This is a genomic window from Enterobacter sp. JBIWA005, assembly GCF_019968805.1.
In the GTDB taxonomy this organism is placed as follows: Bacteria; Pseudomonadota; Gammaproteobacteria; order Enterobacterales; family Enterobacteriaceae; genus Enterobacter; species Enterobacter vonholyi.
In genome coordinates this window covers 3,720,125-3,736,189 of the sequence record NZ_CP074159.1, presented here as the reverse complement: position 1 = coordinate 3,736,189, position 16,065 = coordinate 3,720,125, and the positions used below count along the sequence as shown (strand labels likewise).

The following is a 16,065-nucleotide window of genomic DNA, read 5'->3' as shown; positions in this document are numbered from 1 at the left end:
AGGATTACGACATGGCAGTAACTTTTTCGGACGTATGCGCCGTGGTGCCGGCCGCAGGTTTTGGCCGGCGCATGCAGACAGAATGTCCCAAGCAGTACCTCTCTATTGGCGATAAAACGATCCTCGAGCACGCCGTGGCGGCGCTGCTGGCGCACCCGCGGGTGACGCGGGTGATCATCGCTATCAGCCCGGGCGATGCGCGCTTCGCGCAGCTCCCGCTGGCAAATCATCCACAGATTACCGTTGTCGATGGCGGTGCCGAGCGCGCCGATTCCGTGCTGGCAGGCATTCAGGCTGCCGGAAACGCCCCGTGGGTACTGGTCCATGACGCGGCGCGTCCGTGCCTGCACCAGGACGACCTTGCGCGCCTGCTGTCGCTGAGCGAAACCAGCAAAGTGGGTGGCATTCTGGCCGCCCCCGTGCGCGACACCATGAAGCGCGCCGAGCCGGGCAAACGGGCTATCGCCCACACCGTCGATCGCGTCGATCTATGGCACGCGCTGACGCCGCAATTTTTCCCCCGCGAATTACTCCACGACTGCTTAACGCGTGCGCTTAACGAAGGTGCGACCATTACGGACGAAGCCTCTGCGCTGGAGTACTGCGGTTTCCATCCTGAGCTTGTTGAAGGACGTGCTGATAATATTAAAGTGACGCGTCCGGAAGATTTACAGCTCGCGGAATTTTATCTTACCCGTTCGACCCATCAGGAGAAGGCATAATGCGAATTGGACACGGTTTTGATGTACACGCCTTTGGCGGCGAAGGCCCAATTATCATTGGCGGCGTACGCATTCCTTATGAAAAAGGGCTGCTGGCGCATTCTGATGGCGACGTGGCGCTGCATGCGCTGACCGACGCGCTGTTGGGCGCGGCCGCACTGGGTGATATCGGCAAGCTGTTCCCGGACACCGACCCGGCGTTTAAAGGGGCAGACAGCCGTGAACTGCTGCGCGAAGCGTGGCGCCGCATCCAGGCGAAAGGCTACACCCTTGGCAACGTCGACGTGACGATTATCGCCCAGGCCCCGAAAATGCTGCCGCACATTCCGCAGATGCGCGTGTTTATCGCAGAAGATCTGGGCTGCCATATGGACGACGTGAACGTCAAAGCGACGACGACCGAGAAGCTGGGCTTCACAGGTCGTGGCGAAGGGATTGCCTGTGAAGCCGTGGCGCTGCTGGTGAAGGCGAGCAAATGACAGACTTCGACAACCTGACATATCTGCATGGCAAACCGCAGGGGAACGGGGTGCTGAAAGCCAGCCCGGAAGATTTCCTCGTGGTCGAGGATCTGGGCTTTGAGCCGGATGGCGAAGGCGAACATATCCTGGTGCGTATTCTGAAAAATGGCTGCAATACCCGCTTTGTGGCCGACGCGCTGGCAAAATTCCTCAAAATTCATGCCCGCGAAGTGAGCTTTGCCGGGCAGAAAGATAAACACGCCGTCACGGAACAGTGGCTCTGCGCGCGCGTTCCCGGCAATGCGATGCCTGATTTAAGCAAATTTGAGCTTGAGGGCTGTAAGGTACTGGAATATGCCCGCCACAAGCGCAAACTGCGTCTGGGGGCGTTGAAAGGCAACGCGTTTACGCTGGTGCTGCGCGAAGTGACTGACCGAGAAGACGTTGAAAAACGCCTGAACGCCATCAGCGACCGCGGCGTACCGAACTACTTTGGCGCGCAGCGCTTTGGCATCGGCGGCAGCAACCTGCAGGGCGCGCTGCGCTGGGCGCAAAGCGATGCGCCGGTGCGTGACAGGAATAAACGCAGTTTTTGGTTGTCGGCGGCCCGCAGTGCGTTGTTTAATCAGATTGTGAGCGAAAGGCTGAAAAAACCGGACGCGAATCAAGTTGTTGTTGGCGATGCGCTACAATTAGCGGGACGCGGAAGCTGGTTTGTGGCAACGGCCGAAGAGATGGCTGATGTCCAGTCGCGCGTGGACGCAAAAGCGCTGATGATTACCGCCGCGTTGCCCGGTACGGGCGACTGGGGAACACAGGGCGACGCGCTGGCCGCCGAGCAGTCAGCCGTGGCGGACGCGCCAGAATTGCAATCCTTGCTGGTGCGGGAAAAAGTTGAAGCGGCACGCCGCGCGATGCTGCTCTATCCGCAGCAGTTAAGCTGGAACTGGTGGGATGACGTGACCGTCGAGTTACGCTTCTGGCTGCCGGCAGGCAGCTTTGCCACCAGTGTTGTCAGGGAACTTATCAACACCTCGGGTGATTATGCGAATATTGCTGAGTAACGATGACGGGATCCACGCGCCAGGCATTCAGACCCTGGCGAAACACCTCCGTGAATTTGCGGATGTGCAGGTCGTGGCGCCCGATCGTAACCGCAGTGGAGCGTCTAACTCTCTGACGCTGGAGTCGTCGCTTCGCACCTTTACCTTTGAAAATGGCGATATTGCCGTACAGATGGGCACGCCAACCGACTGCGTTTTTCTGGGCGTGAACGCGCTGATGCGGCCGCGTCCGGATATCGTCGTCTCCGGCATCAACGCCGGGCCTAACCTCGGCGATGACGTGATTTACTCCGGCACCGTGGCGGCCGCAATGGAAGGCCGCCATCTGGGGTTCCCGGCGCTGGCGGTCTCGTTAAATGGCCACACGCACTACAACACCGCTGCCGTGGTAACCTGTTCGATCCTGCGGGCGCTCGGTCGCGAGCCGCTGCGTACCGGGCGCATCCTCAACATTAACGTGCCGGATCTTCCTCTTGATGAAATTAAAGGCATCCGCGTCACCCGTTGCGGGAGCCGACATCCTGCCGATCAGGTGATCCCGCAGCAGGATCCTCGCGGTAACACGCTTTACTGGATTGGCCCTCCCGGCGACAAGTGCGATGCGGGTCCGGATACCGACTTTGCCGCCGTAGAGGAAGGCTATGTTTCGGTTACTCCGCTGCACGTAGATTTAACCGCGTATAGCGCGCATGATGTGGTGTCGGGCTGGCTGGATCGCGCAGGAGTGAACGCGCAATGGTAAACAAACGTGTACAAACTCTTCTGGAACAACTCCGCGCGCAGGGGATCAGCGACGAGCACGTGCTCGAAGCGCTCGCCCTGGTTCCGCGTGAAAAATTTGTAGACGAGGCGTTTGAACACAAAGCGTGGGAAAACGTGGCGCTGCCCATCGGACAGGGCCAGACGATTTCGCAGCCTTACATGGTGGCACGCATGACGGAGCTACTGGAGCTGACGCCCGACTCCCGCGTGCTGGAGATTGGCACCGGGTCGGGGTATCAGACCGCGATCCTGGCGCATCTGGTTCATCACGTATGCTCCGTTGAGCGGATCAAAGGTTTACAGTGGCAGGCGCGTCGTCGCCTGAAACAACTTGATTTACATAATGTTTCGACACGACACGGTGATGGATGGCAGGGTTGGAAGGCGCGCGCCCCGTTTGACGCGATCATCGTGACGGCGGCCCCGCCTGAAATTCCAGCAGCCCTGTTGTCGCAGCTGGATGAGGGGGGCATTCTTGTTCTGCCTGTCGGGGACGAGCAGCAGCTGTTGAAGCGCGTTCGTCGGCGCGGCGGCGAGTTTATTATCGACACCGTGGAAGCCGTGCGCTTTGTGCCTCTGGTGAAGGGGGAGTTGGCCTGAGACTCGGAATTATCCAGGGTTATTAAGGCAAATTCAGCGTATGGTGTGGCGCGAAAGATTCGTGCCATCACGGTAAATTTTAAGTCACTGGTAGTTAACACATTCCTGGGGGATAAATGAGCGCGGGAAGCCCTAAATTCACCATCAGCCGTGTTGCGGCATTATCACTGGTTTCGCTCTGGCTGGCAGGCTGTACAAGTTCAAACAACGCGCCTGCGCCCGTGAGTTCCGTCGGAGGAAACAGCGGCTCCGGTAACACGTCCAGCGGAATGTTAATCACGCCGCCACCTAAAATGGGGACGGCTGCACCGCAGCAAACACCACAAATTCAGCCTGTGCAACATCCTGTTACACAGCCAGTGCAGGTTCAGCCAGTTGAACAACCTGTTCAGACCCAAAATGGCCGCATAGTCTATAACCGCCAGTATGGGAACATTCCGAAAGGCAGCTACACCGGTGGCAGCACCTATACCGTGAAACGCGGCGATACGCTGTTCTACATTGCGTGGATCACCGGGAACGATTTCCGTGACCTCGCGCAGCGCAATAACGTCCAGGCCCCATATGCTCTGGAAGTCGGGCAAACGCTCCAGGTGGGCAACGCGACGGGGACGCCGCTTACGCCTGGCAACACCGTTTCAGCGGCCGATGTAACAGCTCAAAATAACAGCGTTAAGCCTGCACAAAAATCCACCACGGTGGTTGCTTCACAACCTGTAATTACGTATTCTGAGGATTCAGGTGATCAGACTGCTAACAAAATGTTGCCGAATAATAAAGGGACTGCGACTGTTGTCACAGCACCGGTAACGGCACCTGTGGTTAGCTCTACTGAACCGACTGCCAGCAGTATGACCTCCAGTTCGCCAATCTCTGCATGGCGCTGGCCAACTGACGGCAAGGTTATCGAAAACTTCTCTTCCTCTGAAGGGGGAAATAAAGGGATCGATATCGCAGGGAGTAAAGGACAGGCTATCATCGCGACCGCAGATGGGCGCGTTGTGTATGCCGGTAACGCTCTGCGCGGTTACGGTAATCTTATTATCATCAAACATAACGATGATTACCTGAGTGCCTACGCCCATAACGACACAATGCTGGTCCGGGAACAACAAGAAGTTAAGGCGGGGCAAAAAATCGCTACCATGGGTAGCACCGGAACCAGTTCTACACGCTTGCATTTTGAAATTCGTTACAAGGGGAAATCCGTAAACCCGCTGCAGTATTTGCCGCAGCGATAATTTGACGGGGCATGCCAGCCAGGGTGTCTCGTTCAGGGATCACGGGTAGGAGCCACCTTATGAGTCAGAATACGCTGAAAGTTCATGATTTAAATGAAGACGCGGAATTTGATGAGAACGGAGTAGAGGCTTTTGACGAAAAAGCCTTAGTAGAAGAGGAACCCAGTGATAACGATTTGGCTGAAGAAGAGCTGTTATCGCAGGGTGCCACACAGCGTGTACTGGACGCGACTCAGCTTTACCTTGGGGAGATTGGTTACTCCCCACTGCTAACGGCCGAAGAAGAAGTCTATTTCGCACGTCGTGCTTTGCGTGGTGATGTTGCCTCGCGTCGTCGCATGATTGAAAGTAACCTGCGACTGGTCGTGAAAATTGCCCGCCGTTACGGCAATCGTGGTCTGGCTCTGCTGGATCTGATTGAAGAGGGCAACTTAGGTCTCATCCGCGCAGTTGAGAAATTTGACCCGGAACGCGGGTTCCGTTTCTCAACCTACGCGACCTGGTGGATTCGTCAGACCATCGAACGGGCTATTATGAACCAGACCCGTACGATCCGCCTGCCGATACACATCGTCAAAGAGTTGAACGTTTATCTGCGCACCGCGCGCGAGTTGTCCCATAAACTGGACCACGAGCCAAGCGCAGAAGAAATTGCCGAGCAACTCGATAAACCGGTTGATGACGTAAGCCGTATGCTGCGTCTCAACGAGCGCATTACCTCTGTTGACACCCCGCTGGGTGGCGACTCCGAAAAAGCGCTGCTGGACATCCTGGCCGATGAAAAAGATAACGGTCCGGAAGACACCACGCAGGACGATGACATGAAACAGAGCATCGTCAAATGGCTGTTCGAACTGAACGCCAAACAGCGTGAAGTGCTGGCACGTCGTTTCGGTTTACTGGGGTATGAAGCTGCGACACTGGAAGACGTCGGCCGCGAAATTGGCCTGACCCGTGAACGTGTTCGTCAGATTCAGGTTGAAGGTCTGCGCCGCCTGCGTGAAATCCTGCAGGGGCAAGGTCTGAATATCGAAGCGCTGTTCCGCGAATAAGCAACCTTTCGTCAAAAAAGGCCCGTCGTGAGACGGGCCTTTTTCTTTTGTGTTACGGCTGTGCCGCCGTTTCGTGCAGCAGACGCCACGTTATTTTGTCGCCTTCCTGACTGAGCACCGCGGTCGACCAGCGCACGTTGACGGGCAGGTCTGGCCGGGTTTGCGTCTCCCGGTAGTGGAGCACCGCGCCACGATCCCAACGCTGGATCGTGGATAATTCGTCAATGACGATCTTCAGTCCGGGACGGCTTCCACGCTGTTTTTCCAGAAAACTGGCCAGGCCGTTATAGTCGATCTGCACACCACCCGGCGGGATCATCAGAAAATCTGGGCTGAAGCGGGCGAGCAGGGCGTCGGGATCGCCTTCACCTTTGCCTAACCAGTCTTCAAGCGCAATGTGGAGGTCGATAATGTCGTGTTCGAAAGGCGTCATGAATTCTCCTGTCGCAGCTGATTTAGCACCTGCGTATTGTTAAGACGAAAAACGTACGGTACAGGCAGCAAGGTCATGCCTGCAGCAAAAATAAACATCCCGTGCCAGGCGGCGAGTGGTGGCAGCCAGGCCTGCGCCAGGTTCAGCACCTGCGCAAGCAGCAGGGCACCGGCAAAAAAACTCAGCTGACGATTGAGATTCCACAGCGCGCTGGCATCCGGCATCTCGTCCCGGCGCGTTGCCAGAAACGCGCTGCTCTGAGCTGTACTGCTGCACAGGCTTCCTCCCGCGCCCATCAGGGTAAACGCGACGGCAGGCAACAGCATTGACGAGCTGACGTCAATCAAAAGCAGAATACCCGCCGCCTGCAAAAGGCAGCCGATGACTATCAGCGGTCGGGGGCCGATACGGTTAAAATAACGTCCCGTCGTCGTGATGGCGATAAACGATGCTACAGACCACGGCAGCATGAGCATTCCCGTTGCGGCTGGGCTCATGTTCGCCTCGTGCTGAAGATAAAACATGCCCGTGACGTTCACCCCAATAAATATGCCGGGGACGCAAAAATAGACAAGCATTGAAAAACGCAAAAGCGGGTCCGCGAGCAAGGGCAGGTTTAGCAATCTGGCCGCGTTCATCGTGGGTTTTTCATGTTTAAGCCACAGACAGGCCAGAACAAAGGTCACGATAGCCACCGGGAGCGTGGCGAAAAAGATCCATCGCCAGCCCAGCGTCTGCACCAGCACGCCGCCGATAGCCGGGGAGCAGGCCGGGGCAAGCAACGCAACCAGCATCACTACCGAGGAGAGTCGGGCCCGCTCGTGAGGCCTGAACTGTTGCCAGGTCAGCGCCTGTCCGACGGGGATCAGTAAGCCCCCTCCCACGCCCTGAAGCACTCGCCAGGCAATCAGAGTTTCCAGCGTTGCAGACAGGCCCGCTGCAGCTGAGGCTGCGCTGAACAGAAAAAGCGAAAGCAGGATGACGCGCTTTGGCCCGATGCGGCGAGTGAGCACGCTGCTGAACGGGATCGCCAGCGTCAGACCGGCAATATACCCGTTACTGACCCAGGCAAGCGCTGATGGCGTGGCAGTAAAGGCGTGAGCCATTGCCGGAAAGGCGACGCTGGCAATGAACATGTTGATCAAATCAAGAAAAAAGCCCAGCAGATAGACAACGGCAACTTTGCTGCGATACGTCATGGTGGATCCTCCGGTGAGGTGGCGTATCGTATCGGCTCGGGAATCACGGATAAACCTGACAAAGCGCGATATACTGTCAAAATTATTTTGACAATATAAGGCGTAATGATGATTAACCTACAGCGAACGCAGATGTTTATCGCAGTGGCCGACACCGGCAGTTTTACGGCGGCCGCAGAGGCGATGGGGCTGACAAAAGCGGTGGTTAGCTTCAATATCCGCCAGCTTGAAGATGAGCTGGGCGTTACGCTGCTGCTGCGCTCCACCCGCCGCTTGACGCTAACCGAGGCGGGCGCGCTTTTTCATCAGCGCAGCGTGGCGCTTCTGAAGGAAGCCGAACGGCTGCAGGATGATGTCCGCGCGAATCATGCGGGACTTACCGGTGAACTGCGGATCACGACCACGCCTGAATATGGCTCCCGGGTCGTGGTGCCGCTGCTGGCCAGGTTTAGCCAGCAGCACCCCGATCTTCGCGTCCGACACGTTTCGTCGTCACTGCATGCTGACCTTATCTCGGAGCGCTTTGACGTGGCCATCCGGCTGGGGACGCTTGCCGATTCGCGCAACCACGCCGCACTGATTTCTCACTTTTCTATTCTCCCCGTCGCGACGCCCGAGTGGCTTGTGAGAAACCCGATCGAATCTCTTGCGCAGCTGGCGCAAGCCGACTGGATCATTCATGAGCGCCTGGCCTCACCGCTGCGCTGGCAGGTGAAAAATGCCAGCGGCGCGCCTGAAACGCTCGAGATAAAAAAAGCGCCACGTTTGTTTGCCGACAGCGCTCAGGCCCTTATGGCTTTTGCGCTCGCAGGCGGTGGGGTGGCGTTACTGCCGGAATGGCTGGTGCGCGATTCACTTGATACGGGAGAACTGGTCCAGGTGTTACCGGAATATACCTTTGCGCGGCAGGGCATCTATGCGGTCTATCCTGATGCCCGGCATGTGCCAGCGAAAGTGCGCACCTTTATCGATTTTATGCGCACCAGCGTGAATTAATCGTGCATCATCTTTTTGATGAGAGCCGAGAACTGCTCCCGCTCGGCCTTGTTAAGACGGCCTAAAAAGGCCTCATCAACCTCATTGCCTACCGGCTTACACTCTGCAAGCAGGGCCTCACCTTCTGGCGTGAGGAAGACAAAGCGACGGCGCTTATCCGCAGGGTCGTGCTCGCGTTTGACCAGCCCGCGCGCCTCCATGCGGCTGAGCATTTCCGCCAGGGTCGCTTTGGTGCTGACCGCGACCTCAGTCAATGCCACCTGTTCGATGCCCGGATGCTCGGCAATAGAGCGCATCACCGCATACTGCGGTTTGGTCAGCTCCGGCAATGCATGTTGCCACCGTGCAGTATGCTGTTGAAAAAGCTGACGTAACAGGTGGAACGCCTCTTGTCTTAGTTCCATGAACACTCCGACAGAAAAAATCACCCCCTATGATAGCTGCTAAAGCCCGGGATGATAATGCGGCATTTTTTAGCATTTAGTGTGATCGTATGCGAACGATATTGTCAGAAAAAGAATTCGGGAGTAATTTACCTATAATGTTCGTATACGAACAAAATGATTGAGGTGATGAATGAGATTGATCGTGGGAATGACGGGGGCAACGGGTGCTCCGCTTGGCGTGGCGCTGCTGCAGGCGCTACGGGAAATGCCGGAGGTGGAGACCCATCTGGTGATGTCGAAGTGGGCAAAAACCACCATTGAGCTGGAAACGCCTTACACCGCCCAGGACGTTGCTGCGCTGGCTGACGTTGTCCATAGCCCGGCTGACCAGGCCGCCACCATTTCCTCCGGTTCGTTTCGTACCGACGGCATGGTCGTCATTCCCTGCAGCATGAAAACGCTGGCCGGGATCCGCGCGGGCTATGCCGAAGGGCTGGTGGGCCGTGCGGCGGATGTGGTGCTGAAAGAGGGGCGTAAGCTGGTGCTGGTGCCCCGTGAAACGCCGCTCAGCACCATTCATCTGGAGAATATGCTTGCGCTCTCCCGCATGGGCGTGGCGATGGTGCCGCCTATGCCTGCGTATTACAACCATCCGCAAACCGCCGATGACATCACCCAGCATATTGTGACCCGCGTGCTTGACCAGTTTGGCCTGGAGCATAAAAAGGCGCGCCGCTGGAACGGGTTGCGGGAGGCGAAACATTTTTCACAGGAGAATAAAGATGGCATTTGATGATTTGAGAAGCTTCCTGCAGGCGCTCGATGAGCAAGGGCAACTGCTGAAAATTGAGGAAGAGGTAAACGCCGAGCCCGATCTGGCGGCGGCGGCCAACGCGACCGGCCGTATTGGCGACGGCGCGCCCGCGCTGTGGTTCGACAACATTCGCGGATTTACCGATGCCCGCGTGGTGATGAACACCATCGGCTCCTGGCAGAACCATGCCATTTCGATGGGGCTGCCGGCGAACACGCCGGTGAAAAAGCAGATCGACGAGTTTATTCGCCGCTGGGATAAATTCCCGATTGCGCCAGAGCGCCGCGCCAATCCGGCCTGGGCGCAGAATACGGTGGACGGCGAAGACATTAACCTGTTCGATATTCTGCCGCTGTTCCGTCTGAACGACGGAGACGGGGGTTTTTATCTCGATAAAGCGTGCGTCGTCTCGCGCGATCCACTTGACCCTGATAACTTCGGCAAGCAGAACGTTGGCATCTACCGCATGGAAGTGAAGGGCAAGCGCAAGCTCGGCCTGCAGCCGGTACCGATGCACGATATTGCTCTGCATCTGCACAAAGCCGAAGAGCGCGGCGAAGACCTGCCGATTGCCATTACCCTCGGCAACGATCCGATCATTACGCTGATGGGCGCGACGCCGCTGAAATACGATCAGTCAGAGTATGAAATGGCCGGTGCGCTGCGTGAAAGCCCGTATCCGATTGCCACCGCGCCGCTGACCGGCTTCGATGTGCCGTGGGGTTCTGAAGTGATCCTGGAAGGGGTGATTGAAGGCCGTAAACGCGAAATTGAAGGGCCGTTCGGCGAGTTTACTGGGCACTACTCCGGTGGTCGTAACATGACGGTTGTGCGTATCGACAAAGTTTCTTACCGCACCAAACCGATTTTCGAATCCCTTTATCTCGGCATGCCGTGGACCGAGATTGATTATCTGATGGGGCCAGCCACCTGCGTGCCGCTCTACCAGCAGCTGAAAGCGGAATTCCCGGAAGTGCAGGCGGTGAACGCGATGTACACCCACGGTCTGCTGGCGATTATCTCCACCAAAAAACGCTACGGCGGGTTTGCCCGCGCGGTCGGCTTGCGCGCCATGACCACGCCGCACGGCCTGGGCTACGTAAAGATGGTGATCATGGTGGATGAGGATGTCGACCCGTTCAACCTCCCGCAGGTGATGTGGGCGCTGTCATCGAAGGTCAACCCGGCAGGCGATCTGGTGCAGCTGCCGAACATGTCGGTGCTGGAACTCGATCCTGGATCCAGTCCGGCGGGCATTACCGACAAACTGATTATCGATGCGACCACGCCTGTCGCACCGGACACCCGTGGCCACTATAGCCAGCCGGTACAGGATCTGCCTGAAACCAAAGCCTGAGCTGAAAAACTGACCGCGATGCTGGCTTCACGTCAATAAGGAGGAAAAGATGATTTGTCCACGTTGTGCCGATGAGCATATTGAAGTGATGGCGACGTCGCCGGTGAAAGGGGTCTGGACCGTTTACCAGTGCCAGCATTGTCTGTATACCTGGCGAGATACCGAACCGTTGCGTCGTACCAGCCGCGAGCATTACCCTGAAGCGTTCCGCATGACGCAGAAGGATATTGACGAGGCGCCGCAGGTGCCAACGATCCCGCCGCTGCTGTAAAGACAGCCCGGTGGCGCTGCGCCACCGGGCAAAGACCGCAGAAAACTAAACCAGACTCTTCAGGCGATAAATCCACTCCAGCGCCTGACGCGGCGTCAGTGAATCCGGATCGAGGTTTTCCAGCGCTTCCACAGCAGGCGATGTCTCTTCCACCGGTACCAGCAGCGACATCTGCGTACCATCAATCTGCGTCGCCGCCGCATTCGGTGACAGGCTTTCCAGCTCACGCAGTTTCTGACGCGCGCGCTTGATCACCTCTTTCGGTACACCGGCCAGCGCCGCAACGGCCAGACCATAGCTCTTGCTTGCCGCGCCATCCTGCACCGTGTGCATAAAGGCGATGGTGTCGCCGTGCTCCAGCGCATCAAGGTGGACGTTAGCCACGCCTTCCATTTTCTCCGGCAGCTGCGTCAGTTCGAAGTAGTGGGTGGCGAAGAGCGTCATGGCCTTGATTTTATTCGCGAGGCTTTCCGCACAGGCCCAGGCCAGCGACAGACCATCGTAGGTTGACGTTCCGCGTCCGACTTCGTCCATCAGCACCAGGCTGTGCTCCGTCGCGTTATGCAGAATGTTTGCCGTTTCAGTCATTTCGACCATGAAGGTTGAGCGACCGCTCGCCAGATCGTCCGCAGCTCCAACACGGGTGAAGATACGGTCGATGGGGCCAATCTCCACGTTTTGCGCTGGAACGTAGCTGCCGATATAGGCAAGCAGGGCAATCAGCGCCGTCTGACGCATATAGGTACTCTTACCGCCCATGTTCGGACCGGTAATGATCAGCATTCTTCGCTGCGGCGACAGGCTCAGCGGGTTGGCGATGAACGGTTCGTTCAGCACCCGCTCGACCACCGGGTGACGGCCTTCAGTGATACGAATGCCTGGCTTATCGGTAAAGGTCGGGCAGGTGTAGTTCAGCGTTTCCGCACGCTCTGCGAGGTTCACCAGCACGTCCAGTTCCGCCAGCGCGCTGGCGCTCAGCTGCAGGTCGGCCAGGTGCGGCATCAGCATATCAAACAGCTCTTCATACAGCTGTTTTTCCAGCGCCAGGGCTTTCCCTTTCGAGGTGAGGACTTTGTCTTCGTACTCTTTCAGCTCGGGAATGATATAGCGTTCAGCGTTTTTCAACGTCTGGCGGCGCACGTAGTGAATCGGCGCCAGGTGGCTCTGCCCGCGGCTGATTTGAATGTAATAACCGTGAACCGCGTTATAACCCACCTTCAGAGTGTCGAGCCCAAGACGCTCGCGCTCGCGGATCTCCAGCTTATCGAGGTAGTCCGTCGCGCCGTCGGCCAGCGCGCGCCATTCGTCCAGCTCCTCGTTGTAGCCCGGAGCAATCACGCCGCCATCACGCACGAGAACCGGAGGCGCATCAATAATGGCGCGTTCAAGCAGCTCGCGGAGTTCGGTAAATTCACCCATGGTTTCGCGGAGTTTCTGTACCGGCGCGCTGTCAACGTCGCTCAGCTGCGCACGAAGTTCCGGCAGCTGCTGGAAAGCATGACGCATCCGTGCGAGATCGCGCGGTCGTGCCGTGCGCAGCGCCAGACGGGCCAGGATACGTTCCAGATCCCCCACCTGGCGCAGGACAGGCTGCAGCTCGGTATAGCGATCCTGCAGCGCGGCAATCGTCTGCTGACGACAAACCAGCGTAGCGGTATCGCGAATCGGCATATGCAGCCAGCGTTTCAGCATACGGCTGCCCATTGGCGTTACCGTATTGTCGAGGACCGACGCCAGCGTATTTTCTACGCCGCCCGCGAGGTTCTGCGTGATCTCCAGGTTACGGCGAGTGGCGGCATCCATGATGATGCTGTCCTGCTGGCGCTCCATGGTGATAGAGCGGATATGCGGCAGGGCGGTGCGCTGGGTATCTTTTACGTACTGCAGGAGGCAACCTGCCGCACACAGCCCGCGCGGGGCATTTTCAACGCCAAAGCCAATCAGATCGCGGGTGCCAAACTGCAGATTCAGCTGCTGGCGCGCGGTATCAATTTCGAATTCCCACAGCGGACGGCGGCGCAACCCGCGACGACCTTCAATCAGCGCCATTTCGGCGAAATCTTCGGCGTAGAGCAATTCTGCCGGGTTGGTGCGCTGCAGTTCGGCAGCCATCGTTTCACGATCGGCCGGTTCACTCAGACGAAAACGCCCGGAGCTGATGTCCAGCGTCGCGTAGCCAAACCCTTTGCCGTCCTGCCACAGCGCGGCCAGCAGGTTGTCCTGGCGCTCCTGAAGCAGGGCTTCATCACTGATGGTGCCAGGCGTGACGATGCGCACGACCTTGCGTTCCACCGGGCCTTTTGAGGTCGCGGGGTCGCCGATCTGTTCGCAGATGGCGACAGACTCACCCTGATTCACCAGTTTCGCCAGGTAATTTTCTACCGCGTGGTGCGGAATACCTGCCATCGGGATGGGTTCACCTGCCGATGCGCCACGTTTGGTCAGCGAGATGTCGAGCAGCTGCGATGCACGCTTAGCATCGTCATAAAACAGCTCGTAAAAATCGCCCATACGGTAAAACAGCAGGATTTCCGGATGCTGTGCCTTCAGCTTCAGATACTGCTGCATCATCGGCGTATGTGCGTCGAAATTGTCGAGTGTGCTCATGGAGTTATGATGTCCATTTCTTTGAATATAAACCGTTTTGAGCGGCTCAGAGGCCGTTTGTTCCTTCTATTGTCGCATGAAAAAAAGGTACGGCGCAGAAAAATGTCGTCGCTTTACGAGGCATCTTCCGACATTAACTCAATGACTATTTTTCCATGCTCTACGCCCACTCGAACCCTGGAGTGGGTGGTAAACCCAGCCTGTTCAAGCCAGTCACCTTTTAAGCTCAGCGCCGCATGCACGCTGTAGCGCTTCGGTATCTTGGTATTGCGGTCTTCATGGCGCTTTCTGAAATATCCTACTGTTAAATGGCGATAGGGTTTGTTGATAGCGAATTCTTGCATAGGGTCTCCTGACAACACGGATAAAAGTCATCACTAATTACTGTATAAAATACCAGTATTTTTCGGGCGGTGCAGGGATAAAACTGGAATCAGGTTTCAGAAAACCGCATGCAACAACTGAAATCCCGCATTGAAAGGTGTATTATTTTTGCACTTTATTGTTTGGTAAGTCGCTATGTCCGGTAAACGAATTTCTCGCGAAAAAGAGACCATCGCGAAAATGATCGCGCTGTATCAGAAGCAGTGTCCTCAGGCCTCTGTGGAAGACGGGCACTACCAGGCGCTGAATGCCTATGCCGATAAGCGCCTGGATAAGTGCGTTTTTGGTGAGGAAAAGCCTGCCTGTAAGCAGTGTCCGGTCCACTGCTATCAGCCTGCAAAACGCGAAGAGATGAAGCTGATTATGCGCTGGGCAGGCCCGCGTATGTTATGGCGTCACCCCATTCTGACCGTCCGCCATCTGATTGATGACCGTCGCCCCGTGCCGGAGCTGCCGGAAAAGTATCGTCCGAAAAAGTGACCGGTTCAGCTTCTGAGCGGGCGGCAAATAACGTTCAGGGCCAGCGCGCTGCAGAGCGGGAAGAGGGCGAGCAGCAGCCAGGGATAAATCGCCTGCGTTGAGGGCACCAGCGCGCGATCCAGCAGGCTACCAAACAACAAGTTTCCTGCCAGTACCGCGATGCCGCCAGCGGTGGCGAGTGCGCCATAGTGCGCCCCCAGCGTGGACTCCTCGGCAAACCTCGGGATCAGATCCTTTGCCGAGGGTACCAGCAGCATCTGCCCCAGCGTCAGCAGCGTCACGAAACAGACCGACGGCAGCAGGCGCAGCCAGCCCTCAGGCGGTGCCGTCGGCGCAAACATTGCCACGCTTGCAAAGGCGGCGGAGAGGAATAAAAAGCCCACCGGCAGGATCCTCACCGCACCCACGCGCCGGGCGAATCGCGCCAGCGGCAGCTGTAAGGTGATGATCAGAACGGAGGCAAGCATAAAAAGCGGGCCGAGATCTTTCTCGTTACCGCCAGAGCGCTGGATCTCTACCGGCAGCGCCAGATAGAGCTGGTTATAGCTTAAAAGCCACGAGCTGTAGGCAATGATAAAGGCGACAAAGCGGGGTTGATGAAACGTCGTCCACCAGGGCACAATTTTTAGCGTCTGTGAACGGCGGCCAGAAGCAGGCAGGCAGAAGTAGAGCACCACTAATGCAATGACAAAGACGCCTGCTCCCGCGAGAGCCACCTGACGAAAACCCAGGCCGGTTAGCAGGGCGCCGGCGACCGGGCCCAGTACCGCACCGAGTTCCCCGCAGACCGCAAACAGCGCGAACCACTCCGCCCGGCTTCGTTTACCTTTCGCCTCGCTGTGCGTGCCCGCTTTCGCCAGCAATGCCTCAATAGACGGAGAAAACAGCGCGCCGCCCACGCCTGTCAGACACGCGCCCAGTATAATCGGCCACAGCGATTCCCCGAAGGCCAGCAGCAGATAGCCTGAAACACGGACAATACAGCCGCTCAGGATAATCACTTTCGCGCCAAACCGGTCCGAGAGGGCACCACCGACGATAAACATCCCCTGCTGAGAGAATGTGCGCAGGCCGAGGATCAGCCCGATCAGCCCGCCGGAGAGCAGCATATCGTCGCGCAGGAATATCGCCAGGAAGGGGACAACGGCGTAAAAGCCGATGTTAAAAACAAACTGGCTACCCAGTAAAACGGGGGGCCAGAGCGTGGTGGCAGGGCGAAGGGGCATCGTTGGTCAT

18 protein-coding genes are annotated in these 16,065 nt (G+C 57.4%); 12 read left to right on the top strand and 6 right to left on the bottom strand.

What is annotated here, in order from left to right; all coding sequences use genetic code 11:
* Positions 1 to 11: 11 nt before the first annotated feature.
* The 7 genes from ispD (at position 12) to rpoS (ending at position 5,902) form a co-directional block, all read left to right on the top strand.
* Positions 12 to 722: a 2-C-methyl-D-erythritol 4-phosphate cytidylyltransferase gene (ispD, locus tag KGP22_RS17740; protein ID WP_045404179.1), complete on the top strand. Its 711-nt coding sequence runs from the start codon at positions 12 to 14 to the stop codon at positions 720 to 722.
* A complete protein-coding gene (gene ispF, locus KGP22_RS17735) occupies positions 722 to 1,201 on the top strand; it encodes a 2-C-methyl-D-erythritol 2,4-cyclodiphosphate synthase (protein ID WP_008499607.1) in 480 nt (159 codons plus the stop codon). The genes ispD and ispF overlap by 1 nt, the downstream gene beginning before the upstream one ends.
* Positions 1,198 to 2,247, top strand: coding sequence for a tRNA pseudouridine(13) synthase TruD (gene truD / locus KGP22_RS17730; RefSeq protein WP_223580404.1), 1,050 nt, complete (start codon positions 1,198 to 1,200; stop codon positions 2,245 to 2,247). Before ispF ends, truD begins: the two co-directional genes overlap by 4 nt.
* Positions 2,228 to 2,989: a 5'/3'-nucleotidase SurE gene (gene surE / locus KGP22_RS17725; RefSeq protein WP_149366642.1), complete on the top strand. Its 762-nt coding sequence runs from the start codon at positions 2,228 to 2,230 to the stop codon at positions 2,987 to 2,989. The genes truD and surE overlap by 20 nt, the downstream gene beginning before the upstream one ends.
* Positions 2,983 to 3,609 carry a protein-L-isoaspartate(D-aspartate) O-methyltransferase gene (locus tag KGP22_RS17720; protein ID WP_111965459.1) on the top strand — a complete coding sequence of 209 codons (627 nt, stop codon included), beginning with the start codon at positions 2,983 to 2,985 and terminating at the stop codon, positions 3,607 to 3,609. The genes surE and KGP22_RS17720 overlap by 7 nt, the downstream gene beginning before the upstream one ends.
* Before the next feature lie 116 nt (positions 3,610 to 3,725).
* The gene (gene nlpD / locus KGP22_RS17715) at positions 3,726 to 4,850 is read left to right on the top strand and encodes a murein hydrolase activator NlpD (RefSeq protein WP_149366643.1); all 1,125 of its coding nucleotides are present in this window, start codon (positions 3,726 to 3,728) and stop codon (positions 4,848 to 4,850) included.
* Positions 4,851 to 4,909: 59 nt separating this feature from the next.
* Positions 4,910 to 5,902 carry an RNA polymerase sigma factor RpoS gene (rpoS, locus tag KGP22_RS17710; RefSeq protein ID WP_008499600.1) on the top strand — a complete coding sequence of 331 codons (993 nt, stop codon included), beginning with the start codon at positions 4,910 to 4,912 and terminating at the stop codon, positions 5,900 to 5,902.
* A gap of 52 nt (positions 5,903 to 5,954) precedes the next feature.
* Here the strand turns inward: rpoS and KGP22_RS17705 are convergent, their stop codons facing one another.
* Entirely contained in the window at positions 5,955 to 6,335 is a 381-nt protein-coding gene (locus KGP22_RS17705) for a DUF4440 domain-containing protein (protein ID WP_149366644.1), read from the bottom strand.
* On the bottom strand, positions 6,332 to 7,534 hold the full coding sequence (locus KGP22_RS17700; protein WP_149366645.1) for an MFS transporter: 1,203 nt from the start codon (positions 7,532 to 7,534) through the stop codon (positions 6,332 to 6,334). The genes KGP22_RS17705 and KGP22_RS17700 overlap by 4 nt, the downstream gene beginning before the upstream one ends.
* Before the next feature lie 108 nt (positions 7,535 to 7,642).
* Here KGP22_RS17700 and KGP22_RS17695 point away from each other — a divergent pair, with 108 nt between their 5' ends.
* A complete protein-coding gene (locus tag KGP22_RS17695) occupies positions 7,643 to 8,530 on the top strand; it encodes a LysR family transcriptional regulator (protein ID WP_223582466.1) in 888 nt (295 codons plus the stop codon).
* Here the strand turns inward: KGP22_RS17695 and KGP22_RS17690 are convergent.
* Positions 8,527 to 8,934 carry a MarR family transcriptional regulator gene (locus KGP22_RS17690; RefSeq protein WP_133295053.1) on the bottom strand — a complete coding sequence of 136 codons (408 nt, stop codon included), beginning with the start codon at positions 8,932 to 8,934 and terminating at the stop codon, positions 8,527 to 8,529. The genes KGP22_RS17695 and KGP22_RS17690 overlap by 4 nt on opposite strands.
* Before the next feature lie 172 nt (positions 8,935 to 9,106).
* Between KGP22_RS17690 and KGP22_RS17685 the strand changes: the two genes are divergently transcribed.
* Genes KGP22_RS17685 through KGP22_RS17675 form a run of 3 tightly spaced genes read left to right on the top strand, consistent with a single transcriptional unit; the run spans position 9,107 to position 11,358 of the window.
* The gene (locus KGP22_RS17685; protein WP_149366647.1) at positions 9,107 to 9,709 is read left to right on the top strand and encodes a non-oxidative hydroxyarylic acid decarboxylases subunit B; all 603 of its coding nucleotides are present in this window, start codon (positions 9,107 to 9,109) and stop codon (positions 9,707 to 9,709) included.
* The gene (locus tag KGP22_RS17680) at positions 9,699 to 11,087 is read left to right on the top strand and encodes a non-oxidative hydroxyarylic acid decarboxylases subunit C (RefSeq protein WP_223580402.1); all 1,389 of its coding nucleotides are present in this window, start codon (positions 9,699 to 9,701) and stop codon (positions 11,085 to 11,087) included. Before KGP22_RS17685 ends, KGP22_RS17680 begins: the two co-directional genes overlap by 11 nt.
* Positions 11,088 to 11,136: 49 nt before the next feature.
* Positions 11,137 to 11,358 carry a non-oxidative hydroxyarylic acid decarboxylases subunit D gene (locus KGP22_RS17675; protein WP_003862116.1) on the top strand — a complete coding sequence of 74 codons (222 nt, stop codon included), beginning with the start codon at positions 11,137 to 11,139 and terminating at the stop codon, positions 11,356 to 11,358.
* A gap of 45 nt (positions 11,359 to 11,403) precedes the next feature.
* On the opposite strand, the gene mutS is transcribed toward KGP22_RS17675, so the two are convergent.
* Together mutS and KGP22_RS17665 are read right to left on the bottom strand one after the other, a co-directional pair.
* The gene (gene mutS, locus KGP22_RS17670) at positions 11,404 to 13,965 is read right to left on the bottom strand and encodes a DNA mismatch repair protein MutS (protein WP_223580400.1); all 2,562 of its coding nucleotides are present in this window, start codon (positions 13,963 to 13,965) and stop codon (positions 11,404 to 11,406) included.
* Between the two features lie 113 nt (positions 13,966 to 14,078).
* The gene (locus KGP22_RS17665) at positions 14,079 to 14,309 is read right to left on the bottom strand and encodes a SymE family type I addiction module toxin (RefSeq protein ID WP_223580398.1); all 231 of its coding nucleotides are present in this window, start codon (positions 14,307 to 14,309) and stop codon (positions 14,079 to 14,081) included.
* A 175-nt stretch (positions 14,310 to 14,484) separates the two neighbouring features.
* Here KGP22_RS17665 and KGP22_RS17660 point away from each other — a divergent pair, with 175 nt between their 5' ends.
* The gene (locus tag KGP22_RS17660; protein ID WP_111965467.1) at positions 14,485 to 14,829 is read left to right on the top strand and encodes a nitrous oxide-stimulated promoter family protein; all 345 of its coding nucleotides are present in this window, start codon (positions 14,485 to 14,487) and stop codon (positions 14,827 to 14,829) included.
* 5 nt (positions 14,830 to 14,834) lie between these two features.
* Here the strand turns inward: KGP22_RS17660 and KGP22_RS17655 are convergent, their stop codons facing one another.
* Entirely contained in the window at positions 14,835 to 16,055 is a 1,221-nt protein-coding gene (locus KGP22_RS17655) for an MFS transporter (protein WP_111965468.1), read from the bottom strand.
* Between the last annotated feature and the right edge of the window lie 10 nt (positions 16,056 to 16,065).

Coding starts and splice junctions, on each gene's coding strand:
- ispD (WP_045404179.1), top strand. CDS start 12: ATGGCAGTAACTTTTTCGGACGTATGCGCCGTGGTGCCGGCCGCAGGT.
- ispF (WP_008499607.1), top strand. CDS start 722: ATGCGAATTGGACACGGTTTTGATGTACACGCCTTTGGCGGCGAAGGC.
- truD (WP_223580404.1), top strand. CDS start 1,198: ATGACAGACTTCGACAACCTGACATATCTGCATGGCAAACCGCAGGGG.
- surE (WP_149366642.1), top strand. CDS start 2,228: ATGCGAATATTGCTGAGTAACGATGACGGGATCCACGCGCCAGGCATT.
- KGP22_RS17720 (WP_111965459.1), top strand. CDS start 2,983: ATGGTAAACAAACGTGTACAAACTCTTCTGGAACAACTCCGCGCGCAG.
- nlpD (WP_149366643.1), top strand. CDS start 3,726: ATGAGCGCGGGAAGCCCTAAATTCACCATCAGCCGTGTTGCGGCATTA.
- rpoS (WP_008499600.1), top strand. CDS start 4,910: ATGAGTCAGAATACGCTGAAAGTTCATGATTTAAATGAAGACGCGGAA.
- KGP22_RS17705 (WP_149366644.1), bottom strand. CDS start 6,335: ATGACGCCTTTCGAACACGACATTATCGACCTCCACATTGCGCTTGAA.
- KGP22_RS17700 (WP_149366645.1), bottom strand. CDS start 7,534: ATGACGTATCGCAGCAAAGTTGCCGTTGTCTATCTGCTGGGCTTTTTT.
- KGP22_RS17695 (WP_223582466.1), top strand. CDS start 7,643: ATGATTAACCTACAGCGAACGCAGATGTTTATCGCAGTGGCCGACACC.
- KGP22_RS17690 (WP_133295053.1), bottom strand. CDS start 8,934: ATGGAACTAAGACAAGAGGCGTTCCACCTGTTACGTCAGCTTTTTCAA.
- KGP22_RS17685 (WP_149366647.1), top strand. CDS start 9,107: ATGAGATTGATCGTGGGAATGACGGGGGCAACGGGTGCTCCGCTTGGC.
- KGP22_RS17680 (WP_223580402.1), top strand. CDS start 9,699: ATGGCATTTGATGATTTGAGAAGCTTCCTGCAGGCGCTCGATGAGCAA.
- KGP22_RS17675 (WP_003862116.1), top strand. CDS start 11,137: ATGATTTGTCCACGTTGTGCCGATGAGCATATTGAAGTGATGGCGACG.
- mutS (WP_223580400.1), bottom strand. CDS start 13,965: ATGAGCACACTCGACAATTTCGACGCACATACGCCGATGATGCAGCAG.
- KGP22_RS17665 (WP_223580398.1), bottom strand. CDS start 14,309: ATGCAAGAATTCGCTATCAACAAACCCTATCGCCATTTAACAGTAGGA.
- KGP22_RS17660 (WP_111965467.1), top strand. CDS start 14,485: ATGTCCGGTAAACGAATTTCTCGCGAAAAAGAGACCATCGCGAAAATG.
- KGP22_RS17655 (WP_111965468.1), bottom strand. CDS start 16,055: ATGCCCCTTCGCCCTGCCACCACGCTCTGGCCCCCCGTTTTACTGGGT.